The sequence below is a fragment of the Immundisolibacter cernigliae genome, from assembly GCF_001697225.1.
GTDB classification, from domain to species: Bacteria; Pseudomonadota; Gammaproteobacteria; order Immundisolibacterales; family Immundisolibacteraceae; genus Immundisolibacter; species Immundisolibacter cernigliae.
In genome coordinates this window covers 704,808-725,821 of record NZ_CP014671.1, presented here as the reverse complement: position 1 = coordinate 725,821, position 21,014 = coordinate 704,808, and the positions used below count along the sequence as shown (strand labels likewise).

The 21,014-nt window shown below is 65.1% G+C and carries 13 protein-coding genes and 2 pseudogenes; 3 read left to right on the top strand and 12 right to left on the bottom strand.

The features are described 5' to 3' along the window. Positions 1-25 precede the first annotated feature (25 nt). The 12 genes and pseudogenes from PG2T_RS03425 to PG2T_RS03370 all read right to left on the bottom strand — a co-directional run bounded on the left by PG2T_RS03425 (position 26) and on the right by PG2T_RS03370 (position 15,910). Positions 26-811, bottom strand: a complete 786-nt coding sequence (locus PG2T_RS03425; RefSeq protein ID WP_068807661.1) for a M48 family metallopeptidase — start codon at positions 809-811, stop codon at positions 26-28. Between the two features lie 5 nt (positions 812-816). Beyond that, positions 817-4,101 carry a type I restriction endonuclease subunit R gene (locus PG2T_RS03420; RefSeq protein ID WP_068802836.1) on the bottom strand — a complete coding sequence of 1,095 codons (3,285 nt, stop codon included), beginning with the start codon at positions 4,099-4,101 and terminating at the stop codon, positions 817-819. 95 nt (positions 4,102-4,196) lie between these two features. Continuing rightward, positions 4,197-4,859 carry a DUF3800 domain-containing protein gene (locus PG2T_RS03415; RefSeq protein WP_158513135.1) on the bottom strand — a complete coding sequence of 221 codons (663 nt, stop codon included), beginning with the start codon at positions 4,857-4,859 and terminating at the stop codon, positions 4,197-4,199. Next, on the bottom strand, positions 4,856-6,019 hold the full coding sequence (locus tag PG2T_RS03410; protein WP_075968127.1) for a restriction endonuclease subunit S: 1,164 nt from the start codon (positions 6,017-6,019) through the stop codon (positions 4,856-4,858). Before PG2T_RS03410 ends, PG2T_RS03415 begins: the two co-directional genes overlap by 4 nt. Continuing rightward, positions 6,016-7,037 (bottom strand): annotated as a pseudogene (locus PG2T_RS16920) (virulence RhuM family protein). Before PG2T_RS16920 ends, PG2T_RS03410 begins: the two are co-directional and overlap by 4 nt. Next, complete coding sequence (locus tag PG2T_RS03400) at positions 7,034-7,948, bottom strand: BRO-N domain-containing protein (protein WP_193399824.1); 915 nt, start codon at positions 7,946-7,948, stop codon at positions 7,034-7,036. The pseudogene PG2T_RS16920 and the gene PG2T_RS03400 overlap by 4 nt, the downstream one beginning before the upstream one ends. Further along, entirely contained in the window at positions 7,945-9,504 is a 1,560-nt protein-coding gene (locus tag PG2T_RS03395; RefSeq protein WP_068802834.1) for a type I restriction-modification system subunit M, read from the bottom strand. Before PG2T_RS03395 ends, PG2T_RS03400 begins: the two co-directional genes overlap by 4 nt. Further along, the gene (locus tag PG2T_RS03390; protein ID WP_068802833.1) at positions 9,501-10,082 is read right to left on the bottom strand and encodes a restriction endonuclease subunit S; all 582 of its coding nucleotides are present in this window, start codon (positions 10,080-10,082) and stop codon (positions 9,501-9,503) included. Before PG2T_RS03390 ends, PG2T_RS03395 begins: the two co-directional genes overlap by 4 nt. 462 nt (positions 10,083-10,544) lie before the next feature. Beyond that, positions 10,545-11,213 carry a molecular chaperone TorD family protein gene (locus tag PG2T_RS03385; protein WP_068802832.1) on the bottom strand — a complete coding sequence of 223 codons (669 nt, stop codon included), beginning with the start codon at positions 11,211-11,213 and terminating at the stop codon, positions 10,545-10,547. Next, a complete protein-coding gene (locus PG2T_RS03380; RefSeq protein WP_068802831.1) occupies positions 11,210-11,863 on the bottom strand; it encodes an ethylbenzene dehydrogenase-related protein in 654 nt (217 codons plus the stop codon). The genes PG2T_RS03385 and PG2T_RS03380 overlap by 4 nt, the downstream gene beginning before the upstream one ends. Next, positions 11,863-12,933 (bottom strand): 4Fe-4S dicluster domain-containing protein, encoded by a 1,071-nt coding sequence (locus tag PG2T_RS03375; RefSeq protein WP_068802830.1) that lies wholly within the window; start codon positions 12,931-12,933, stop codon positions 11,863-11,865. Before PG2T_RS03375 ends, PG2T_RS03380 begins: the two co-directional genes overlap by 1 nt. Before the next feature lie 37 nt (positions 12,934-12,970). Further along, positions 12,971-15,910 carry a molybdopterin-dependent oxidoreductase gene (locus PG2T_RS03370; RefSeq protein ID WP_068802829.1) on the bottom strand — a complete coding sequence of 980 codons (2,940 nt, stop codon included), beginning with the start codon at positions 15,908-15,910 and terminating at the stop codon, positions 12,971-12,973. Positions 15,911-16,153: 243 nt separating this feature from the next. Here PG2T_RS03370 and carA point away from each other — a divergent pair. The 3 genes and pseudogenes from carA to greA all read left to right on the top strand — a co-directional run bounded on the left by carA (position 16,154) and on the right by greA (position 20,992). Then, a pseudogene (gene carA, locus PG2T_RS03365) lies at positions 16,154-17,283 on the top strand (glutamine-hydrolyzing carbamoyl-phosphate synthase small subunit). Between the two features lie 8 nt (positions 17,284-17,291). Further along, positions 17,292-20,519, top strand: a complete 3,228-nt coding sequence (gene carB, locus PG2T_RS03360; RefSeq protein ID WP_068802828.1) for a carbamoyl-phosphate synthase large subunit — start codon at positions 17,292-17,294, stop codon at positions 20,517-20,519. Then, entirely contained in the window at positions 20,516-20,992 is a 477-nt protein-coding gene (gene greA / locus PG2T_RS03355; RefSeq protein WP_068802827.1) for a transcription elongation factor GreA, read from the top strand. The genes carB and greA overlap by 4 nt, the downstream gene beginning before the upstream one ends. Positions 20,993-21,014 lie beyond the last annotated feature (22 nt).

Here is a 21,014-nt window from a genome sequence, read left to right as displayed (position 1 = left end):
CTGACCGTCCGCCTCCTGATGCCCCTCACAGCAGCGCCGCTTCCAGCCGCTGCTTGCGCTGTTCCCAATCGGGCATCACTTGCCCGAGCAGCTTGAAAAAGCGTGCATCGTGGTCGCGGTGTTTGGTGTGGCAAAGCTCGTGGATCACCACATACTCGATGCACGGCCGGGGCGCGCGCACCAGGTTGACGTTCAACGTCATGGAACCAGCACGCGACAGACTGCCCCAGCGGGATTGCATGGCGCGCACGATCAGGCGCGGCTGCTCGACGTTCTTGAAGTGGAGCAGGCTGGCGTCCAGCACTTCGGTGAATACGGCGCGTGCGCGGTCGAGATACCAGCGATGCAGGAGTGCCCTGACTTGATCCGGGCCGCGCTCAGCCCCCGACTCGCCGCGCAGCATGACCAGAAGCTGGCCGCGCGTGAGTTTGATGCGCGCCATCCCTGGCGCGCCCCCTGCCGGCGCACTTCGTGCGTCCAGAATCGCTCCCTGCGATTTTGTCACGCTGGCTGCCTCCCCCGAGATCAGCTTTAGTCGGTACTGCCGGCCGAGATAGAGATGCGATTCCCCGTTGACGTACTGCCTTGCCGGCGTGCGGGGCCGGTAGCGCCCGAACTCGGCCAGTTGCCGGCTGATCCATGCGGCCCGTTTCTGCACCCGCTCAGTAATCAGTGCCTCGGGGCAATCGACCGGCGCGCGTACCAACACGCGGCTGTTAGGGTGGACCTCGATAGCCAGGGTTCGCCTCGATGCCAGAAAGCGCACTTCGTAGCGGATGGTGTCGGCGCCGTAGGTCAGCGTTCCGGTCATCGTCTTCACCTCGCCATCCGGTGGCGGGCGAGCTGCATGGTTTTCTCGATGATCTCGTCCATCTCTTCGGTCGAGAGCGCGATGCCGCGTGCGCCCTTGACCTCGTCGTAGAGGTAGTCGTCGATCGCGTTCATGGTCCGGCGCTGGGCATCGAGGTCATCCCAATAACCCACCTTGCGGTTGCGGCGGAAGATGTCCCACACCGCCATCGCTGCTTCGGCGGCGGTGTTCTGAGCCTGCTCGGCGTCGCTGAGGTGGTTCGCCACGAAGGGGCGCAGCAGGCCATAGACGGCGGCCGCGTCGGCATCGCCGTTCAGTGCCGGCGGCAGGTCATCGCCCTTGCGCGAGACCACGGCGTCCTTGATCTCGGTGACCCGCTGCAGGTACTCCAGATCGGACAGGCGCCGGGCGCGGTAGTCGTCGATGGCCTGCTGGATCAGTTTGGAGAACTTCTCGTAGAAGGCCGGGTCCTGCTCCAGCCGTTCGTGGATGGTGCGCCTGGTGGCGTGGGCGATCATGTCGGCCTTGGCTCCAAGGTTCTTGTCGCTGCCCGCACCCTGCTCCTCGACCACCTTCTGGAATGCGGCCTCGTCGAAGATGTTCACCGGCGCGTTCAGCTGCACCACCTCGGAGGCCGAGATGTGCGTGTCCAGCAGCTTCTGGATGCGCGGCTCGAAGTCGCGGTAGTCCACTGACTCGGCATAGCGCAGCTTCACGGCTGCCTTCAGATTGACGAAGCGCTTGAGGTCGTTCTTGTAGGCGCGCAGCTTCTGCTCGGGTGTGTCGGTGATGAAACGTTCGCTGGACAGCGCAATCCCTAAGGTCTTGGCGTAGGCCGACAGCCGCTCGTAAAAATCGGCGCGCAGCTTCTCATCGGCCAGCAGTTGTTCGAAGGACTCTTCGTCCTGACGGTTCTTCACCGTCTTGAACAGGTCCCACAGCTCCGCGTGGCGCTGCGGGAGTTGCTTTACCTCATCCTGGATCGAGGCCAGCGCGCCCTTGAGGTCGTCCGCATCGAAGCCTTCCAGCGCGCTGTAGGTGGTCAGCGCCTGGTCCAGCTCGCCCAACACACCCACGTAGTCGATGACATAGCCGAAGTCCTTCGTCTTGCTGCCGGACTCGTCCTCGTACAGGCGGTTCACCCGGGCAATGGCCTGCAACAGGGAATGATCCTTGAGCCGCCGGGTCAGGTAGAGCACCGTGTTGCGCGGTGCATCGAAGCCGGTCAGCAGCTTGTCCACCACGATCAGGATTTCCGGCTCGTCGCCGAACTTGAAGGCGTTGACGATCTGCTTGTTGTAGTCCTCCTCCGAGCCGTAGCGCTTCATCATGCGCTGCCAGAAGGCCACCACCGCGTCGGTGGACTCCTCGGCGTCGATCTCGTCGAAGCCTTCGCGCTCGTCGGGTGGCGAGATGATCACCTCGCTGCTGACCGCGCCCAGCTCGTCCAGAAACGCTTTGTAGCGCAGCGCCGCCGCCTTGTTGGGCGCCACCAGCTGCGCCTTGAAGCCGGTGCCCTGCCAGTTCTGGCGGTAGTGCTCGCTGATGTCGAAGGCGCGCATGTAGATCACCTGCTCGGCCTTGTTCAGCATTTCGGCGCGGGCGTATTTCTTTTTGAGATCAGTTTTCTGCTGGTCGGTCAGCCCCTGGGTGTGGCGTTCGAACCAGATGTCGATCGCCGCCTGGTTCTGCTCCAGCTCCACCATGCGCCCTTCGTAGAGCAGCGGCACGATGGCGCCGTCGGCCACCGCCTGGTCGATGGCATAGGTGTGGATCACGCCGCCGAACTTGGCCACGTCGCTCTTCTCGCGGGTCAGCAGCGGTGTGCCGGTGAAGCCGATGTAGCAGGCATTGGGGAACATCTGCCGCATGCGCGCCGAATAGCCGCCCAGCTGGGTGCGCTGGGTCTCGTCCACCAGCACGAAGATGTCGGGCGAGGCATCGCTGAACTTTTTGTAGGCCAGCGCCTTGTCGAACTTGTGCACCAGGGTGGTGACGATGTGCGCCTTGCCGTCGGACACCAGTTCGACCAGATGGCGGCCGCTCTCGGCCCGGTCGGGTGCAAGGCCGCAGGCGGCGAAGGTGTTGCCGAGCTGCTTGTCCAGATCCACCCGGTCGGTCACCAGCACGATGCGCGGATTGCGGATGGCCGGCTCCAGCGCCAGTGCGCGCGCCAGCATCACCATGGTCAGCGACTTGCCCGAGCCCTGGGTGTGCCAGACGATGCCGCCGCGGCGGCGAAACTCCCCTCGCCCGCTTGCGGGAGAGGGGCCGGGGGAGAGGGCCGGTTCAATTTGCCTGACCCGCTGCAGCACCTCCTGAATGGCAAACACCTGCTGATAGCGCGCGATCTTGCGCACGCCGCCGTCGAACACGGTAAAGGCCCAGGCCATCTCCAGCAGGCGCTCAGGGCGGCACAGGGCGTAAAGCGTGCGGTCCTGCTCGGTCACCTGCCGGCCGACCAGGTAGGGCGCAATCTCCTCGCGCACGCCCAGCTCGGCAAAGGCCAGATCAAACAGCGAGGCCTTGACCGACTCCGGCAACGGGCGCTCCAGCAGTGGCGCGAGATCGGCGTCCGCCACGTCCTCCTTCCACTTCGACCAGAACTTGGCTGGGGTGCCGGTGGTGGCGTAGCGGGCCTCGTTCTTGTTGAGCGCCAGCACCATCTGCGTGTACGTGAACAGGCGCGGGATGTATTCGTCGCGCTGGTTGCGGATGGTCTGCGAGATGGCCTGATCCACCTCGACCCTGGGCGACTTGCATTCGATCACCGCGAAGGGGATGCCGTTGACGAATAGCACCACGTCCGGCCGGCAAGTCTCGACGCTGCGGGTGCGCTCCACCGCAAACTCGGCGGCCACGTGATAGACGTTGTTGGCCGGGTTGCGCCAGTCCACGTAGTTCAGCGTGAAGCTCTTCAGGTCGCCCTCGACGGACTGCTCCAGCGCCAGGCCCAACGTCAGCAGGTCGTACACCGCCTCGTTGGTCCTGAGCAGGCCGTCGTACTTGACGTTCTTCAGGCGCTGGATGGCACTCTGGATGTTCTCCTCGCTGAACAGGTAGCTGCCGCCCTTGTGCTGGATGCGGTTCAGCTTCTTCAGTTGCTCGCGCAGGATCTCTTCCAGCAGCACGTTGCCGGCCTTGCCGCCGCGCGCGGCCAGCGCCTCGGCGGGCGTCAGATATTGATAGCCCAGGTTGACCAGCACCTGCAGGGCCGGGATCTGGGACAGGTATTTTTCGTCGAAGCGGAAACTGCGCTCCGAACTTTGGCTGGCGTCAGGGGTACTCATCGGCTACACTCGCTGTCAAAGGTTCCCCCCGATGACAAGAGCCCAAGGGGCTCTCTCCGCAAGGAGTAGTCGGGGGGGTCATTTTTTTCAGGGGCTTAGTAGTAATAAGTCACCCCCGTCCTGAAGATGTCGAACTCGCTGCGCAAGGCCGGTTTGATCTGGTCGTAGAACTCCGTCTCCCCGCGTTGCCATTTCCGGAACACCGCCCAGTTGCAGTAATCCGCTACCTGCAACCCGTAATGGGAGCGCGAGGCGTGATGCAAAATGCGGTAGCGCATTCCCGCCGGCAGCATGGCTGCCAGAACCGACTTGATGGCTTTCTCCACCGCTTTGCGCTTCTTCTGCACCGGGATGGTGTCGGTGATGACGATCAGCTCCTCGACCCCATTGACCACCTCACGCTCGACCACATAGCGCAGCAGGTAGCCGAGCATCTTCGGATAGAAGGCTTCATCGGCCCGCAGCGCCGGGCCAGTCTTCGCCTTTTCCACGATCAGGCTGTCGATGCGCAGTGAGCCCAGATGCCCGGCGATCAGCTCGAACACCTTGCGCCGCACATGGGTGTTGTCGTCGGCGCAGTGGAAATACTCGGTATCCAACCCGTACTCCAGACAGTCATGCTTGTAGTCATCGAGTGGACCATGGGCCGGAAACGGGCGACGCATGGCCACGCTGCTCATCACGAAGTAGCGCGTGCCGGTGGGGCTGAAATCGAAGTTCCCGCCCTCGTCGAGAAAAACGTAGGCACATTGCGTCATGCCGAAACAGCCTTTTCCTGAGCGGGAAGCCGCCACTGGCCAGTGAGCAGCTTCTGCATCAGGCCGCGCTTCTGGGTCTTGAGTGCCACCACAGACTGGCCGAGCAGGTCGATCTCCTCGCGCAGGGCGTTGAGGTAGCGGGCGATGGCGGTTTGGGTGACCAGGTCGGGTAGCACGACCGGGAAGGCTTCGAGGTCCGATTTCTGGATGTTCGGCAGTCCAGACCCAACGCGCAGCGCCATTACCCGAGCTTGCTTGCCCTTCAGGTAGTGAAACAGGTAATGCGCATCAACGTCTTTCGCAAGCTTCGTAAGGGCGTAGCAGTGTCCGCCGCACCAGAATCGCTCGCGGTTATAGGACACGAAGCCGCACGAGTTGCCGCCCTCGCTGACCGTGATGGTGTCAGTCTCGCAGTTCCATGCTGTGGTGCGGCCAGATGGCTTGATGCCGCCATTGAGTGCGTAGTAGGCGCCATCCTCGACCATCGCGTCCTTGTTGAGTTGCTGACCCTTCCACACGGTGGTGACGTCGGAGAGCGAAACGGTTCGCCACTTGCCACCGCGATTACGGGCGGAGACCTCCTCGGCAAAGGTGCCGACGTGGGCGTGCGGGTGCTGGCCCCGGCTGATTAGGCGCGACAGTTCGTGGCTGTAGTGCCGCTCCTTCGCCGCGATCAGTTGCTCGGTTTTCTGGATGGCGGTGTTCCAGCTTGTCAGCGCTGAGGCGATTAATCTCTGCTCAGGAATACTGGGGAGAAGTATCTTGTACCCTGCGCATTGCTGCCCTGTGAGCTGAGGGATTCCACTACTCTCAACATGAAATTCGATCTTGTCGTTTATGTACTCCGCGAGATAGTCAGGATCGACGTTCTCATTGGGGAATAGCACCAGAAGGCGTCCAATCGCCCCAAATCCAGCATCGCGGATGAATGCTGTTCCAAGCCCAGCGCCTCGTCCAACTATCGTAACTGCTTTGCGTTCATATTCAGGAAAATCGTAGAAGCCATAGAGCCCATAGTTCTCTACCGAATTGGAAAATACAGGGTAAACATGCGTGCCAGTTTTTGTAACTGAAAAGCGATCCTCGACGAGATCACGACCAACTGCGATTTCGCAGGCATCCCCCAATCGAAACTCTTGCAGGCGCGATAGGTCCGTCATTTCTTCTTCCCCCGCCCTTTGCGTTCCAGTTGCCGCTCGGCGTTCTCCAACGCCGCCATGTCCTCGGCATCCGCTGCCAACCTCGCCGCCTCGCGCTGGCCGGCGTCAAAGCTCTCGTAGCGCTCCAGGGCCAGCTTCTCCGCCACCTCACTGCGCAGCTTGCCGGCGTGGGTCAGGACTTCGCGTTCATTGAACTGCAGGAAGGCGTCGAGCTTGTCTTCCCAGTCGCGCATGCTCAGGGTACGGCGGCGCTGGGCCTGGTCCTCGGCGTAGTCGAGGTACATGACCACGATGCGGTCCAGCGCCTCGATCTCCTCGCGGCTCAGATAGTTCTTGGCGATGGTGACGTCCTGCTTGCGCACACGGCCGCCGGCCCAGGTGGTCAGGCCCATGTTGGGCAGGGCGGGTCGGCGCGGCCGGCGATGAGTTCGGGCGCGGTGTGGCCGGTGACGGCCCACAGCATCTTGTTCTGCACCTTCTTGAAGAACAACTGGGCGGCCTCGGACTTGTTGTCGTAGTCCACGGCGGTGGCGTAGATGTCGCGGATCTTCTGGTAGAAGCGCTTTTCCGAGGCGCGGATGTCGCGGATGCGCGCCAGCAGTTCGTCGAAGTAGTCCCAGCCGCCGGGCTCCTTGAGCCTCGTGTCGTCCAGCACGAAGCCCTTGACCAGGTACTCGCGCAGGTGGGCGGTGGCCCACTGGCGGAACTGGGTGCCGCGCGGGGAGCGCACCCGGTAGCCGACGGCCAGGATCATGTCCAGGTTGTAGTGCTTGAGGCTGCGATTGACCGCCCGGCCACCCTCCTGGCGAACTTGTAAGAGTTCCTTACAGGTTGCCCCCTCGCTCAGCTCGCCCTCGGCATAGATGGCCTTGGTGTGCTGGGTGATGTTCTGCGGCGTGGTGTCGAACAGGGTGGCGATCTCGGCTTGTGTCAGCCAGACCGTGCCGCCCTCGGCACGCAACTGGATCGCGGCGCTACCGTCCTCGGCCGTGTAGAGGATCAGTTCGCCGCCGCTCATTGCTTGTTCCTCGGTTTCTTCCTGGGCGGCGTAAGACCGGGCGTTTCGGCGGCATCCGAGTCCGGCTGCGCCAGATAGTTTTCGCGGCTGACGACGGGTTTGCCGGACTTCGCCTCCAGTTCCTTGCGTGCGTTGCCGGCCACAGCGCCACCCACCTTGGCGGCGGTCTTGTTCTGCTGGAAACCCTGGGCGTCCTTGCGCTTGGCGATCTCGGTGGTGCTGGCCTCGCCCAGCATGGTGAAGATCAGTTCCAGGTCGGTCATGTGGTCGCGCAGGTTGGCGGCCTTGGCCTGTTCCAGGCCCTTGAGCTTCTTGTGGTCGCCGGGGGTGATGCCGAAGGTGGCGCGGGCGATCTCGGCGGTGAGGATGGAGTATTCGCGGCCCTCGGTGACGCCGCGCTGCTTCCATTCGTCGGTGAGGGCGCCGCGCACGGTGATGGAGCGCAGGCGCTTCTCGATCCAGTCCTTGGGGTAGCCCTTGGCTTCATAGAGCTCGCGCGCCCGGGCGCTGGCGAGCTCCGGGTCTTCGATCTCCTTGACCCGTTCATAGCCGACCTGGGCCAGCCAGCGCTTGAAGGGCTCGGCCTTGGGCGAGGGAATGGACTGGATGATGCGGAACAGGGTCTCGGTATTGGCGCAGTCGGTTTCGCGCTGCTTGCCGTCCGGCGCGGTCAGTTTCAACCGTACGATTTTTTCGTACGGTTGGCCGGAACCCGCTTCCTGGGCCAGCTTGCGTTTGAGATCCGACCAATAACGGTTGGCATTGCTGCTCTCGGAAAGCACGCCCACCACGTCGATGACGGAGAACCACCATTGGTCTGCATGCCAGGTGCGGCGGATGGTTTGCTCCTGAAAAACGACGATTCGATCGGTCTCGATGACAGGAAGATTGGTCGTCGATTTCTTGCTCATACGCCCAGCTCCTTGAGGTACTGCTTCATCCGCAGGCGCACCTCAGCCAGCTCGCCCTCCAGGCGCTCGATCTCCCGCTCGACGGCGGCGACGTCGATCTCTTCCTCTTCCTCGAAGGTGTCCACGTAGCGCGGGATGTTGAGATTGAAGTCGTTGTCGGCGATTTCCTCAAGGCTCGCGATGTGGGCGTACTTGTCTTCCGACAGGCGCGCGCGGAAGGTGTCGAGGATGCGCGTGAGGTGGGCATCGAGCAGCACGTTCTGGTTCTTGCCGCTCTGGTAGTCACGGCTGGCGTCGATGAACAGCACGTCCTTGCAGTCCTCGCGGGCGCCGCCCTTTTCGCGGGCGCGGTCGAACACCAGGATGGCCACCGGAATCGAGGTGGTGGGGAACAGGTTGCCCGGCAGGCCGATGACGGCATCGAGCAGGTTCTCCTCGATGAGCGCCCGGCGGATGCGGCCTTCTGCGCCACCCCGGAACAACACGCCGTGGGGCACCACCACGGCCACGCGGCCCTCCTGCGGCAGCGCGGTTTCGATCATGTGCGTGATGAAGGCGTAGTCGCCCTTGGATTTGGGCGGCAGGCCGCGCCAGAAGCGGTTGTAGCGGTCGGCCTCGATTTCGTTGCCGCCCCATTTGTCGAGGCTGAAGGGTGGGTTGGCGACCACCACGTTGAAGCGCATCAGGCGGTCGGCCTCGACCAGCGCCGGGCTGTTGAGCGTGTCGCACCACTCGATGCGGGCGCCGTCCTTGCCGTGCAGGAACATGTTCATGCGCGCCAGCGCCCAGGTGCTGCCGTTGACCTCCTGCCCGAACAGGGCAAAGTCCCGGCTCCCGCGCCGTTCCACCCGCTCGGCGGCCTCGATCAGCAACCCGCCGGAGCCGCAGGCGGGGTCGCAGATGCGGTCGCCAGGTTGGGGGTTGGCCAGTTGCGCCAGCAGCTTCGATACCTGCTTGGGCGTGTAGAACTCGCCGGCCTTCTTGCCGGCGTCGGAGGCGAAGCGCTCGATGAGGTAAATGTAGGTATCGCCAATCACGTCCTCGGACACGCGCGAGGGGCGCAGGTCGAGCTTGGCGAAGTCGCCCAGCAGGTTTTCCAGGCGGCGGTTGCGGTCCCTGGTCTTGCCGAGATTGGCCTCGGAGTTGAAATCGATGTTGCGGAACACACCTTCGAGCTTGGCCTTGTTGGCCTCCTCGATGTGGTCGAGCACGATGTTGATCAGCTCGCCGAGGTTGGCCGCCTTGCGCCGCTCGTACAGGGCATGGAAGTCGGCTAGGAAGCGGTCGGTGACCTCGCCGGTCTTTTCGTCCCTGAACTCGACGTAGGGCAGGATGAAGCGCTCGCGCTCCAGCTTGCGGCGGATGCGCTCCTCGTTGTCGCCGTACTCTTTTTTGTATTCGGCGTAGTGGTCGGCCCACTGATCGCTGATGTACTTGAGGAACAGCATCACCAGGATGTAGTCCTTGTACTGCGCCGGGTCGATGACGCCGCGAAAGGTGTCGCAGGCGGCCCAGGCGGTGTTGTTGACGTCTTGTTGGCTGAGCTGGTCGGTCATGGGTTGGCCCTTGCTGGCGATGGGTGGGCAAGCTTCATCAAAAGATGAGTGGTCAGGCGCTGGCGCAGGGTGGCGATGCGGGCCAGCAGCGTTTGTTCCTGTTCGGCCAGGGCGGCGGCTTGGGCGATGCGTTGCTGCGTGGCCCGCGAAGGTAGGGGAACGTCCAGCGCCTTCAGGGCTTCGGCGCTGATCATCCGCACCGAGGTGCCCTCGGCCAGCCCCGCCAGTTGGGCCTGGGTGGCCGGCGCGTTGATATACCAGCAGAGATATTCGGGCAGTACCTTGTGCGGTCGGATCAGCAGCATCGGCGCCGCGAGCACGGCCGGGCCGATGCCTTCCAGCACCTGCGCCGTGCCATTGCTGCGGCCGCGCGAGCGGAACAGCAGGTCACCCGCGCGCAGCAGGTGGTGGGTCTTGCCCTTGGGCAGCGCCACCCGGATCGCCTCTTCGGCGTGCAGCAGGTTGGCGTCGTCGATGTCCTTCATCTGGATCACGGCGACATCGCCCCGCGGGTCGTGCTCGAGGCGCGACCGGAAGGGGTAGCCCATTTGTACTTCTGCCAGCTCGCCAAGGTTCATGTTTGCAAAAACGGCGTTACGACAATCGTCATTGGCGCCATCTTAGGCGGCCAGATTGCGCCTGTCAATTACAAGTAACGGCGTTTCTACAATGTTATTTGGGTGCCCCGGGGTGGGGTTGGCAAGAATGGGGCAATCAAGGCGCTCTTTGCCCCATTGAGGCACGACTTGCTCCGTTCGCCTTTTGGGGCGGGCCGAGCCTCGCGGTTTCCAGGTGCAAACCTCGGTCTGCACCCTTTACGAGGGAGGCACAGCGGTCCGCACGGGAGTGGCAGCCGAAGCGTTAACGCGGCTTTTTCCGGGATTTCACGCTCCATGCCTCGCGCGGCGATCGCGGCGGCACGTAGCGTCGGTCGGGACTGGGCGGGCGCGGCGCAGCCAGGCTTGGCCTTGTCCGAAGTCGAATTGGCGGGCCGCGTGGTGTAAGGCCCACACGGCGCGTCCGGGGGGTCGGGTACTGCGCTACAGCGGCGGTTCCGGGCCCGCCTGCAGGCTGCCGAGGTAGGTGGCATCGGCGCCGACGAAGCGCACCAGGGCATCGACCAGCACGTCGTAGGGCGCCGCGTCGCCGGCTTCGACCAGAGCCACGCGAAGCGCCGGCAGCCAGCGTGTCAGGTGGCGTTCCAGAAAGTCCTGCTGGCCGCGGCGCAGGCCGGGGTGACCGTCACCGGCTCCGGCTTCGAGGAAGCTCAGGTAGTGCATGAACTCCAGCTCGACCAGCAGATGATCCGGTCGCTCGCGCGCACCGCCAGTGGAAAAATCGAGGCCGAAATAGCGGTAGAAGCGCAGCAGTTCTTCCCACAGTTGCTGCTCGGGTGGTGCGCCCTCGTGGCGCTGTTCGAGCAGCGATACCTGCGGCTTTCCGGTCACGGCCTCGAACAGCGCGGTGTAGACGCGGCCCATGTCGCGCGCATCGATGAGCGGCGGGCCGATGAAGGTGTAGCGGTAGGGCAGGGTACCGGCGGCCTGGGCGATGGCCTGGTACAGCTCGCCGTTTTCCAGGGCGGCGCCGGTCTCGGCCTGCGGAAAGCCGAGCGCCTGCGCGAACAGGGCGTAAACCTGGCTGCGCGCGGCGGCAGTCGAATCGGCTGCGACTTCGAGCGGCACCTCCTGGGCGGCGTCGGCACTCATGCGTCGACCGTCGCCAGCATGAAGTCGCCCGAGAATGACTTGCGCCCGGCCCGTTCGCGGTTGCCGCCGTCCCAGACGCCAAAGGCGAGCTTGGTCGGCTCACCCGGCGTGAAGCGGGCGTGGGTGTTGCCGACGCTCAGCGCCCGGGCCAGCACCACGTGCCACTGGCCGTTCTGGTGAAGGGCGCCGGACTGGAGCTTGGCGTCCTTGCCGGAGCGGCGTACCGAGGTGCCGTAACCCTCGGCCACCACGTCGAAGGGCTGGTCGGCCTTGTCGGCCCGCCAGTACCAGGCGTTGACCGGCTCGCCGGGGGAGCCCATGGTCGCGGCACTGGCCTTGGCGCTGAGTGGAAACATCACCGCCACGCCGTCCACGAACTGATCGAGGTCGGCGATCGTGTCGTGTTTCTGGCTGGTCCAGGACAGGCGCAGCGTCAGTACCTCGCCGTTGTGTGCGGCTGCCACGCGCAGGCCGTGCACCACGCCGTGATCGGTGCTCTGCGCGATGAACGGCGAGATGGCCTCAATGGCCGGGTTGTTCTTCAGCGGCGTTGGCACCATCGGAAAATCCTGCGCTTGCACCTGGCCCCAGGCCGGGGCGGCTGGATCGAGCAGGGTGGCGGTGTCGGCTTTGATCCGGACGATCTTCATCACACGGCCTCCTGCAGCGGGTCGTTGCTGAAGTCCTTGAAGCGATCCCAGAAGTTGCGACCGATCAGCAGGTCCATGACTTCCGATGGCTTGCCGTTCTGGCGCTTGCTGCGCTCCGCCTTGAGCCTGGCGATCACCGGCACCACGTCCGGCCCGAACAGGTTGATCAACACCTCGGCTTCGATGCGGCCCTCGTCGGTGATGGAGCCGTCCTCGGCGAAGGCGTGTGTGGTGTCGAACGGCGGGATGTAGAACACGTTCGGTTCGGTGCCGTACTCCGGATGCAGCGGCAGGGCCACCTTGTGCACGTGGATCAGCTTGTACAGGTCGCTGTCCGGGTCGTCGAGGTAGCCGAACAGGCGCGTGCGGCCCGGGCACTGGCGGTCACAGGCAGGGGCGATGCCCTGCTCGACGCGCGGGCAGCACATCACGCACTTCTCGGACTTCTGCGATACCGGGTTGTAGTAGATGGCCTTGTAGGGGCAGGCCTCGACGCACAGTCGGTCGCCGTTGCAGCGCTCCTGGTCCAGCACCACGATGCCGTCCTGCTCGCGCTTGTAGAGGGCGTTGTGCGTGCAGGCCTTCAGGCAGGGCGCGTCAGCGCAGTGGTAGCACTTGCGCGGCAGGTAGAAGTAATAGCCGTTCGGCCAGTCGCCGCCGCCCTCGTCTTCGTCCCAGTTGTAGCCCCACACCGGATCCTCGCCGGTGACGGCCGAGGTGGGCTTCAGGTGCACCTTCTGACCGTGGCCGCCGTAGTAGACGTCCGCGTGGTTGAACTTGAAGTTGTCTCCCACGTCCGTGAGGGTGGTGAGCTTGCCCGGAGTTGGCGTCTTGTCGGGCGCGTAGCCGCCGCCCATTTTTTCGTAGTCGCGTGGATAGCCGGCGCCGGGATAGGTGGAGACGTTCATCCAGCGCATGTGCTCGGTGCCTTCGCGGCTGGTCCACAGGCTCTTGCAGGCCGCCGTGCAGGTCTGGCAGCCCATGCACTTGTTCAGGTCGATGATGTTGCCGACCTGGCGCGTGTGGCGCAGCAGTTCTTCCTTGGGCGCGCCGCGGGGAGCGAATGCCATGATTGTTCCTCCTTGAAAAAGCCGGCTGCGGCCGCGCTCAGGCGGCCTTGATCTTGCGGATGTCCACCCGCACGCCGCGGTCGGTGCTCGGGCCCGGGCTGCCGTTGTAGAGGTAGTAGCGCAGTTGTTCGTAGCCGCCGGCCAGGTGCAGCGGCTTCGGTTGGCCGATCAGCAACCGGTCGTAGACCTTCCATTCGGGGAACTGGTAGGCCTCCCAGAAGTAGATGACGACCTGTTCGGGTGCCACCGTGGGCGAGGTGCGCACCGTGATCCGGAAGTCGGAAAAATCGTTGAACACCTCGACCAGTTCGCCGTCGGCAATGCCGCGCTTCGCGGCCACCTGGTCATTGATGTGCATGACCGGCTGGGCGCGGTGCAGGCGCATCAGCGAGGGCTGGGCCAGGTGCACCGAATGCACGCTGTGGCGCGGGTGACCGCCGGTGACGGCGAACGGGTGGTCGCCGCCGATCTTCGGCTGCGGCTTCCAGCGCGGCAGCGCCTCGCCGGCCTCCAGGTACCAGTCGTGGTCCAGATAGAACTGCGCGCGGCGGGTGTAGGTGGGGTAGGTCTTCTTGTCGTCCACGTGCCAGCGCAGGCTGTAGAAGGGCTTGCGCGGGTCGTACTCGTTGGCCACCACGTCCTTCATGAAGCCCATGCCGAAGCTGGCCTGCTCGATCATGCCGGCCTTGCGGAAGGACTCGTAGGTGGTGCCCTTGGGGAAGGTGCCGGTGGCCTCAGCGATGGCCACCATCTCCTTGAGCGCGTCTTCCTGGGTCTTGAGGTAGCCGTTCATGCTATAACGGTTCCACAGGTCCGCGTAGCGGCGCTGCTGGCCGAACACGTCGGTGTAGCCGGTCAGGCCCCGCTCGGCGGCGATGGCCACCACCTTTTGCAGGATGGCCGAGTAGATGTCCCACTCGGGCCTGCATTCGCCGGGCGGCTGCACCGCCTGTTCGATCATGCACATGCGCGGGTTGGTGGTGATGGAGATGGTCATGTCCGGCTTTTCGTAGTACCAGGCGGCCGGCAGCACGATGTCGCAGAACATGGCCGACGAGGACATGCGCGGCTCCACCGCGAACATCATCTTCAGCTTCGGGAACAGATGTCTGGGGTACTGCACGGCGGCGCTGCGCACGCGCCGGATGGGGTTGCTGGCGGTGATCATCAGCACCCGCGGCTGCTTGTCGGGCGCCGGGCGCAGGTGGGTCTTGTTCCACCAGCCCTTCTCGATCGACTCGTCCATGTACTCGGTGAAGCTTTTCTTGAGCGTCTTGTCGTGCCAGGCCGGGTTGTCGTACAGCTCCTTGTAGCCGGCGTGGTGGTACAGGAAGAACACCGGCGGCACCGTGCCGACGATGGCCGTCATCTGCTTGACCAGCTCGACGCCGATCAGCTCCTGGCTGATTTCCGGGTCCTGTTCGCGCAGCTTGACGGCCAGCGCGTCTTCCATCTGCCTGATCTGTTCGAGGCCGCCCTGATGCACCGGCTTTTCCAGCAGCATCATCATCTCGACGTGATCGGCCGGCATGGCCCAGGAATTCCAGCCGGTACCGGGCTTGCCCCAGTTGCCGGTCAGCGCCATGGCCAGCATCAGGGAGCGCTCGGCCAGATCGCCGTGATAGATCTTGGCCGACGAGAAGCCGATGTAGGCAGCGGTGCGCTTGGTGGCAACCTTCTTGGCCAGTGTGCGCACCAGCGACGGGTGCACGCCGGTCATGGCCTGCGCCTTCTCGGGCGTGTGTTCGGCGAGCACTTTTTTCAGGCGCTCGAACACCGGCGTCACGGTGACCTTGCTGCTGTCGTGCAGGGTGACCTCGAAGCTGCCCTCCAGCGCCGGGTCGCCGCTGAAGGCCAGCGTGCCGCGCGGCGCCCTGGCAATGGCGCCGGCCTTGTTGTCGTAGACGTAGAGCTGGTCCTGGCGCCCGGCGCCGGTGACCTCGGGCTCGCGCAGGAACTTGCCGGTGTCGGCACGCACCAGCAGCGGCAGGTCGGTCTGCTCCTTGATGAAGGGGCGGTCGATCAGATCCTCGTCCACCAGCACTTGGCACAGCGCCATCCAGAAGCCGGCGTCGGTGCCGGTCTGCACCGGCACGTGGTAGTCGGCGTGAATGGTGCTGGGGCTGTAGTCAGGCGCGATCGATACCAGTTCGGTGCCGTTGTAGCGGGCCTCGGACAGGAAGTGGTAGACCGCCGGCATGGTGTACGACCAGTTGGTGCAGGTCGTGAAAATCAGCTCGGCGTCGAACAGGTTGTCGGCGCTGTAGCCGATGTGCATCTTGCCGATGGTGTCGGAGATGCCCTTGTAGAAATCGCCGATCAGGACGTTCAGATCCGGATTCACGCCGCCGATGGCAGCATTCATGCGGTGACTGCCGGCCCAGCCGACGCTGCCCAGGTGCGCATGTGGTGGGTCCAGCACGAAGCTGTCGGGACCGAATTCCTCCAGACCGTCGACGATGGCATCGGCGATGTCGCCGACCGCCTCGTCCCAGGAGATGCGTTCCCACTTGCCGGAGCCGCGCTCGCCGATGCGCCGCAGCGGATACTTGATGCGCTCGTCGCCGTACAGGTTGGTGTGGAAGGAGCAGCCCTTCTGACAGCCGAGCGGGTTGTAGTCGGGGTAGTTGGGGTTGCTGGCGTGGTTCTTGGCGGCCTGTTCCTCGCGCCACACCATGCCGTCCTTGACGTAGACATGGAAAGAGCACGAGCCGGGCAGGCAGACGTTGGTGTGCGAGCCCCAGGTGACCTTGTCCCAGTTCCAGATTTGCCGGTACAGGTCCGGCATGCCGCGGTAGTCGAGCGCCTGGTCGGCCGCGAACACGTCCCGCACGAAGGCCGGCGAGACCACGCCCCCCAGTTGGCTCATCGACAGCGCCAGCGCCGCGCCGCCGCTGCCCTTCAGAAAGCCGCGTCGGGTGACGGAAAAACCGGCTTCGGTCGTCCCCATCGACAGTCCCTGGTCGATCTTGCCCATGCCGTTCTCCTCCTTGTCGGGCGGGGTCACCAGGGGACTGTAACGTGGCGAACCGCTTTGGTAAACAATCGATCGGCAGGGTCTTGAGCCGGGTCTTGATCCGGTGCCCGCACCGATTGCAATGCTTGGCCGCAGCCGGGCAGTGCCGGTAGAATGCCGGCCTTACCAGCACCTGTGTCGACGGGCGGCGGCAACGCCCTCCGTCGCTTTTGCTGCGCCCGATCCCAAGCCGCGGAGCCCGCCTTGCCCGAGCCAGCCCTTCTCGCCCTCGCCGACGGCACGCTGCTGCACGGCGCCGCCATTGGCGCCAGCGGTCACAGCGTCGGCGAGGTGGTGTTCAACACCGCCCTGACCGGCTATCAGGAAATCCTCACCGATCCGTCGTACTGCCGGCAGATCGTGACGCTCACCTATCCGCACATCGGCAACGTCGGCTGCAACCCGACGATGAGGAATCGCCGCAGGTTTATGCCGCCGGACTGGTGATCCGCGATCTGCCGCGCCTCTACAGCAGCTGGCGCGGGCGCGAGCCGCTGGACGTCTATCTGCGCGCCCGTAATGTGGTGGCCATCGCCGGCCTGGACACGCGCGCGCTGACCGGCCGCCTGCGCCGCGGCGGGGCGCAGGCCGGTTGTATCGTTGCCGGGGCGGACATCGACGCCGATTTCGCAGTGGCGCAGGCGCGTGCGTTCGGCGGTCTCACGGGCCTGGATCTGGCCAAAGTCGTCAGCGCGGACAGTTCTTATGAATGGACCGGCGGCGCCTGGACGCTGGATGGCTTTGCCGAGCCTCCAACGCCGCGCTTTCGGGTGGTGGCCTACGACTTCGGCATCAAGCGCAACATCCTGCGCTGCCTGGTGCAGGCCGGCTGCGTGGTGACGGTGGTGCCGGCAACCACACCGGCAGCGCAGGTGCTGGCCATGAATCCGGACGGCGTATTCCTGTCGAACGGGCCGGGCGATCCGGAGCCCTGCGACTACGCCATCGCTGCCATCCGCGAATTCCTGGAGCGCGGCCTGCCGCTGCTGGGCATTTGCCTGGGCCACCAGCTGCTGGCCCTGGCGGCCGGTGCGCGCACGGTCAAGATGAAATTCGGCCACCATGGTGCCAACCACCCGGTGCTGGAAACCGCCACCGGCCGGGTGCTGATCACCAGCCAGAACCACGGCTTCGCGGTCGACGAGGCAAGCCTGCCGGCCTGTCTTGCGGCCACCCACCGGTCGCTGTTCGACGGCTCGCTGCAGGGCATCGCCCACACCGGCAAGCCGGCCATCGGTTTCCAGGGCCACCCCGAAGCCAGCCCCGGACCGCACGACGCCGCCCATCTGTTCAACCGCTTTGCCGACCTGATGGCGGCCCACCGCGGCGCCTGAGGAATCCCGTGCCCAAACGTACCGACATCGAGACCATCCTGATCATCGGCGCCGGGCCGATCGTGATCGGCCAGGCCTGCGAGTTCGACTACTCCGGCGCGCAGGCCTGCAAGGCGCTGCGCGAGGAAGGCTACCGGGTGGTGCTGGTCAACTCGAACCCGGCCACCATCATGACCGACCCGGACATGGCGGACGCCATCTACATCGAGCCGGTCACCTGGCAGGTGGTGGAGAAGATCATCGAGCGCGAGCGCCCGCAGGCGCTGCTGCCGACCATGGGCGGCCAGACGGCGCTGAATTGCGCGCTCGATCTGGCCCGCGAGGGTGTGCTCGAGAAATTCGGCGTGCAGATGATCGGCGCCACCCGCGACGCGATCGACAAGGCCGAGGACCGCGAGCGCTTTCGCGAGGCCATGCGCCGCATCGGCTTGGCCACGCCGCGCTCGGCGCTCGCCCACAGCATGGAAGAAGCCATCCAGGTGCAGGCGCAGATTGGCTTTCCGACCATCATCCGGCCGTCGTTCACGATGGGCGGCAGCGGCGGCGGCGTGGCCTGGAACCGCGAGGAATTCGTCGCCATCTGCGAGCGCGGCCTGGATCTGTCACCGACCGGCGAGCTGCTGATCGAGGAGTCGATCATCGGCTGGAAAGAGTTCGAGATGGAGGTGGTGCGCGACCGCAACGACAACTGCATCATCGTCTGCTCGATCGAGAACTTCGACGCCATGGGCGTGCACACCGGCGATTCGATTACCGTGGCGCCGGCGCAGACTCTGACCGACCGCGAATACCAGTTGATGCGCGACGCCTCGATCGCCGTGCTGCGCGAGATCGGCGTCGAGACCGGCGGCTCGAATGTGCAGTTCGCCGTCAACCCGAAGGACGGCAAGCTGGTGGTGATCGAGATGAACCCGCGCGTGTCGCGCTCGTCGGCGCTGGCCTCCAAGGCGACCGGCTTTCCGATCGCCAAGGTGGCCGCCAAGCTGGCGGTCGGCTACACGCTCGACGAGCTCAAGAACGACATCACCGGCGGCGCCACGCCGGCCTCCTTCGAGCCGACCATCGACTACGTGGTCACCAAGGTGCCGCGGTTCAACTTCGAGAAGTTCCCGCAGGCGGACGCCACGCTGACCACGCAGATGAAATCGGTCGGCGAGGTCATGGCCATCGGCCGCACCTTCCAGGAGTCGCTGCAAAAGGCGCTGCGTGGGCTGGAAACCGGCATCGACGGCCTGACACCGCTCCTGGACTGCGCGGCGCCGGACGCCATGGACCACCTGCGCCAGCGCCTGCGCGTGCCGGGCGCCGACCGCATCCGCTACATCGGCGATGCGTTCCGCTGCGGGCTGACGCTGGACGAGGTGCAGGCCCTGACCGGCATCGACCCGTGGTTTCTGGATCAACTGGCCGAGCTGGTGGAGACCGAGGCGGTGATCGCCGACGCGAGTCTCTCGGCCACGGCGGCCGTCACGCTGCGCGCCTGGAAGCGCATGGGTTTCGCCGACAGTCGCCTGGCGAGCCTGCTCGGTGCCAGCGAGGACGCCGTGCGCCAGCGGCGCCAGCAATTGGGCGTGCTGCCGGTCTACAAGCGGGTGGATTCCTGCGCCGCCGAGTTTCCGGCCGCCACCGCTTACCTGTATTCCACCTACGAGCAGGAGTGCGAGGCGCAGCCGACCCAGCGGCGCAAGGTGATGATCCTGGGCGGCGGTCCGAACCGCATCGGCCAGGGCATCGAGTTCGACTACTGCTGCGTGCACGCGGCGCTGGCCCTGCGCGAGGCCGGGTACGAGACCATCATGGTCAATTGCAACCCGGAGACGGTGTCCACCGATTACGACACCGCCGATCGCCTGTACTTCGAGCCCCTCACGCTGGAGGACGTGCTCGAAGTCGTGCGCGTCGAGCAGCCGGTGGGGGTCATCGTGCAGTTCGGCGGCCAGACGCCGCTGAAGCTCGCCCGGGCGCTGCTGGCCGCCGGTGCGCCCATCATCGGCACCACGCCGGACGCCATCGACCGCGCCGAGGACCGCGAACGCTTCCAGCAGGTAGTGGACAAGCTCGGCCTGCTGCAGCCGGACAACCGCATGGCCGCCAGCCTGGAGCAGGCACTCGCGGCAGCCGGGCAGATCGGCTATCCGCTGGTGATGCGCCCGTCCTACGTGCTGGGCGGGCGGGCGATGGAAATCGTTTACGACGAGGACGGCCTGCGCGCCTACATGCGCAATGCCGAGCACGTGTCGGCCGCCTCACCGGTGTTGCTGGACCGTTTTCTGGACGACGCGCTGGAAGTCGACGTCGACGCCGTGTGCGACGGCAAGGATGTCGTCATCGGCGGCGTTATGGAACACATCGAGCAGGCCGGCGTGCATTCCGGCGATTCGGCCTGCTGCCTGCCGCCCTACAGCCTGGCGCCGGAGGTGGTGGACGAGATGCGCCGCCAGACCGTGCTGCTGGCACACGAATTGGGCGTGGTCGGTCTGATGAACATCCAGTTCGCAGTGAAGAACGGCGATGTGTACCTGCTGGAGGTGAACCCGCGCGCGTCGCGCACGGTGCCGTTCGTGTCCAAGGCCACCGCCGTGCCGCTGGCCAAGGTGGCGGCACGCTGCATGGTCGGTATCGGTCTGGCCGAGCAGGGCCATGATCACGAGGTGCTGCCGTCGTATTACTCGGTCAAGGAAGCGGTGTTTCCGTTTGCCAAGTTCCCCGGTGTGGACATCATCCTGGGTCCGGAGATGAAATCCACCGGCGAGGTGATGGGCATCGGCCGCAGTTTTGGCGAGGCCTACGGCAAGGCGCAGCTGGCGTCCAGCAACCCACTGCCGACCGGCGGGCGTGCCTTCATCAGCGTGCGTCAGGCCGACAAGACGGCGCTGCTGGTGCAGGTGGCGACGGACCTGCGACAGTTCGGCTTCGAGCTGGTTGCCACGCGCGGTACGGCCGAGTGGCTGAACGCGAGCGGTATTCCTTGCGGCGTGGTCAACAAGGTCAAGGAAGGCCGCCCGCACATCGTGGACATGATCACCAACGGCGAAATCGCCTTTGTGCTGAACACCACCGAAGGCAAGCTTGCGATTGCCGATTCGTTCGCCATTCGCGCCGCGGCGCTGCGCTTCAAGGTGCCGCACACCACCACGCTGGCCGGCGCGCGCGCCACCTGCCTTGCGCTGCAAAGCGGGCGCGAGATTCGCGTCGAGAGCCTGCGACAACTGCATATCGAACTGAGACAGTCATGATCCGTGAACCCCTGACCGCCCGCGGCGCAGAACAACTGCGGCGCGAACTGGAAGACCTCAAATCCGTGCAGCGACCGCGCGTGATCGCCGCCATCGCCGAGGCGCGCGCCCACGGCGACCTGAAGGAAAACGCCGAGTACCACGCGGCGAAGGACCAGCAGGGTTTCATCGAGGGCCGTATCAGCGAAATCGAGGATCGCCTCGGCCGCGCCGAGGTGATCGACCCGGCCCGGCTGGCGGCTGGCGGCAAGGTGGTGTTCGGCGCCACCGTGAAACTGGTCAATGTCGATACCGACGAGGAAGTCACCTATCAGGTGGTCGGCATGGATGAGGCCGACATCAAGCAGGGCCGGGTGTCATTCCGGGCGCCGCTGGCGCGCGCCATGATCGGCCGCGAGGCCGGCGATCAGGTGCTGGTGCCAGCGCCGGGCGGCGAGCAGGCCTATGAAATTCTGGCCGTCGACTACATCTGACTGCCGGCCAGCCGTGCGCGCG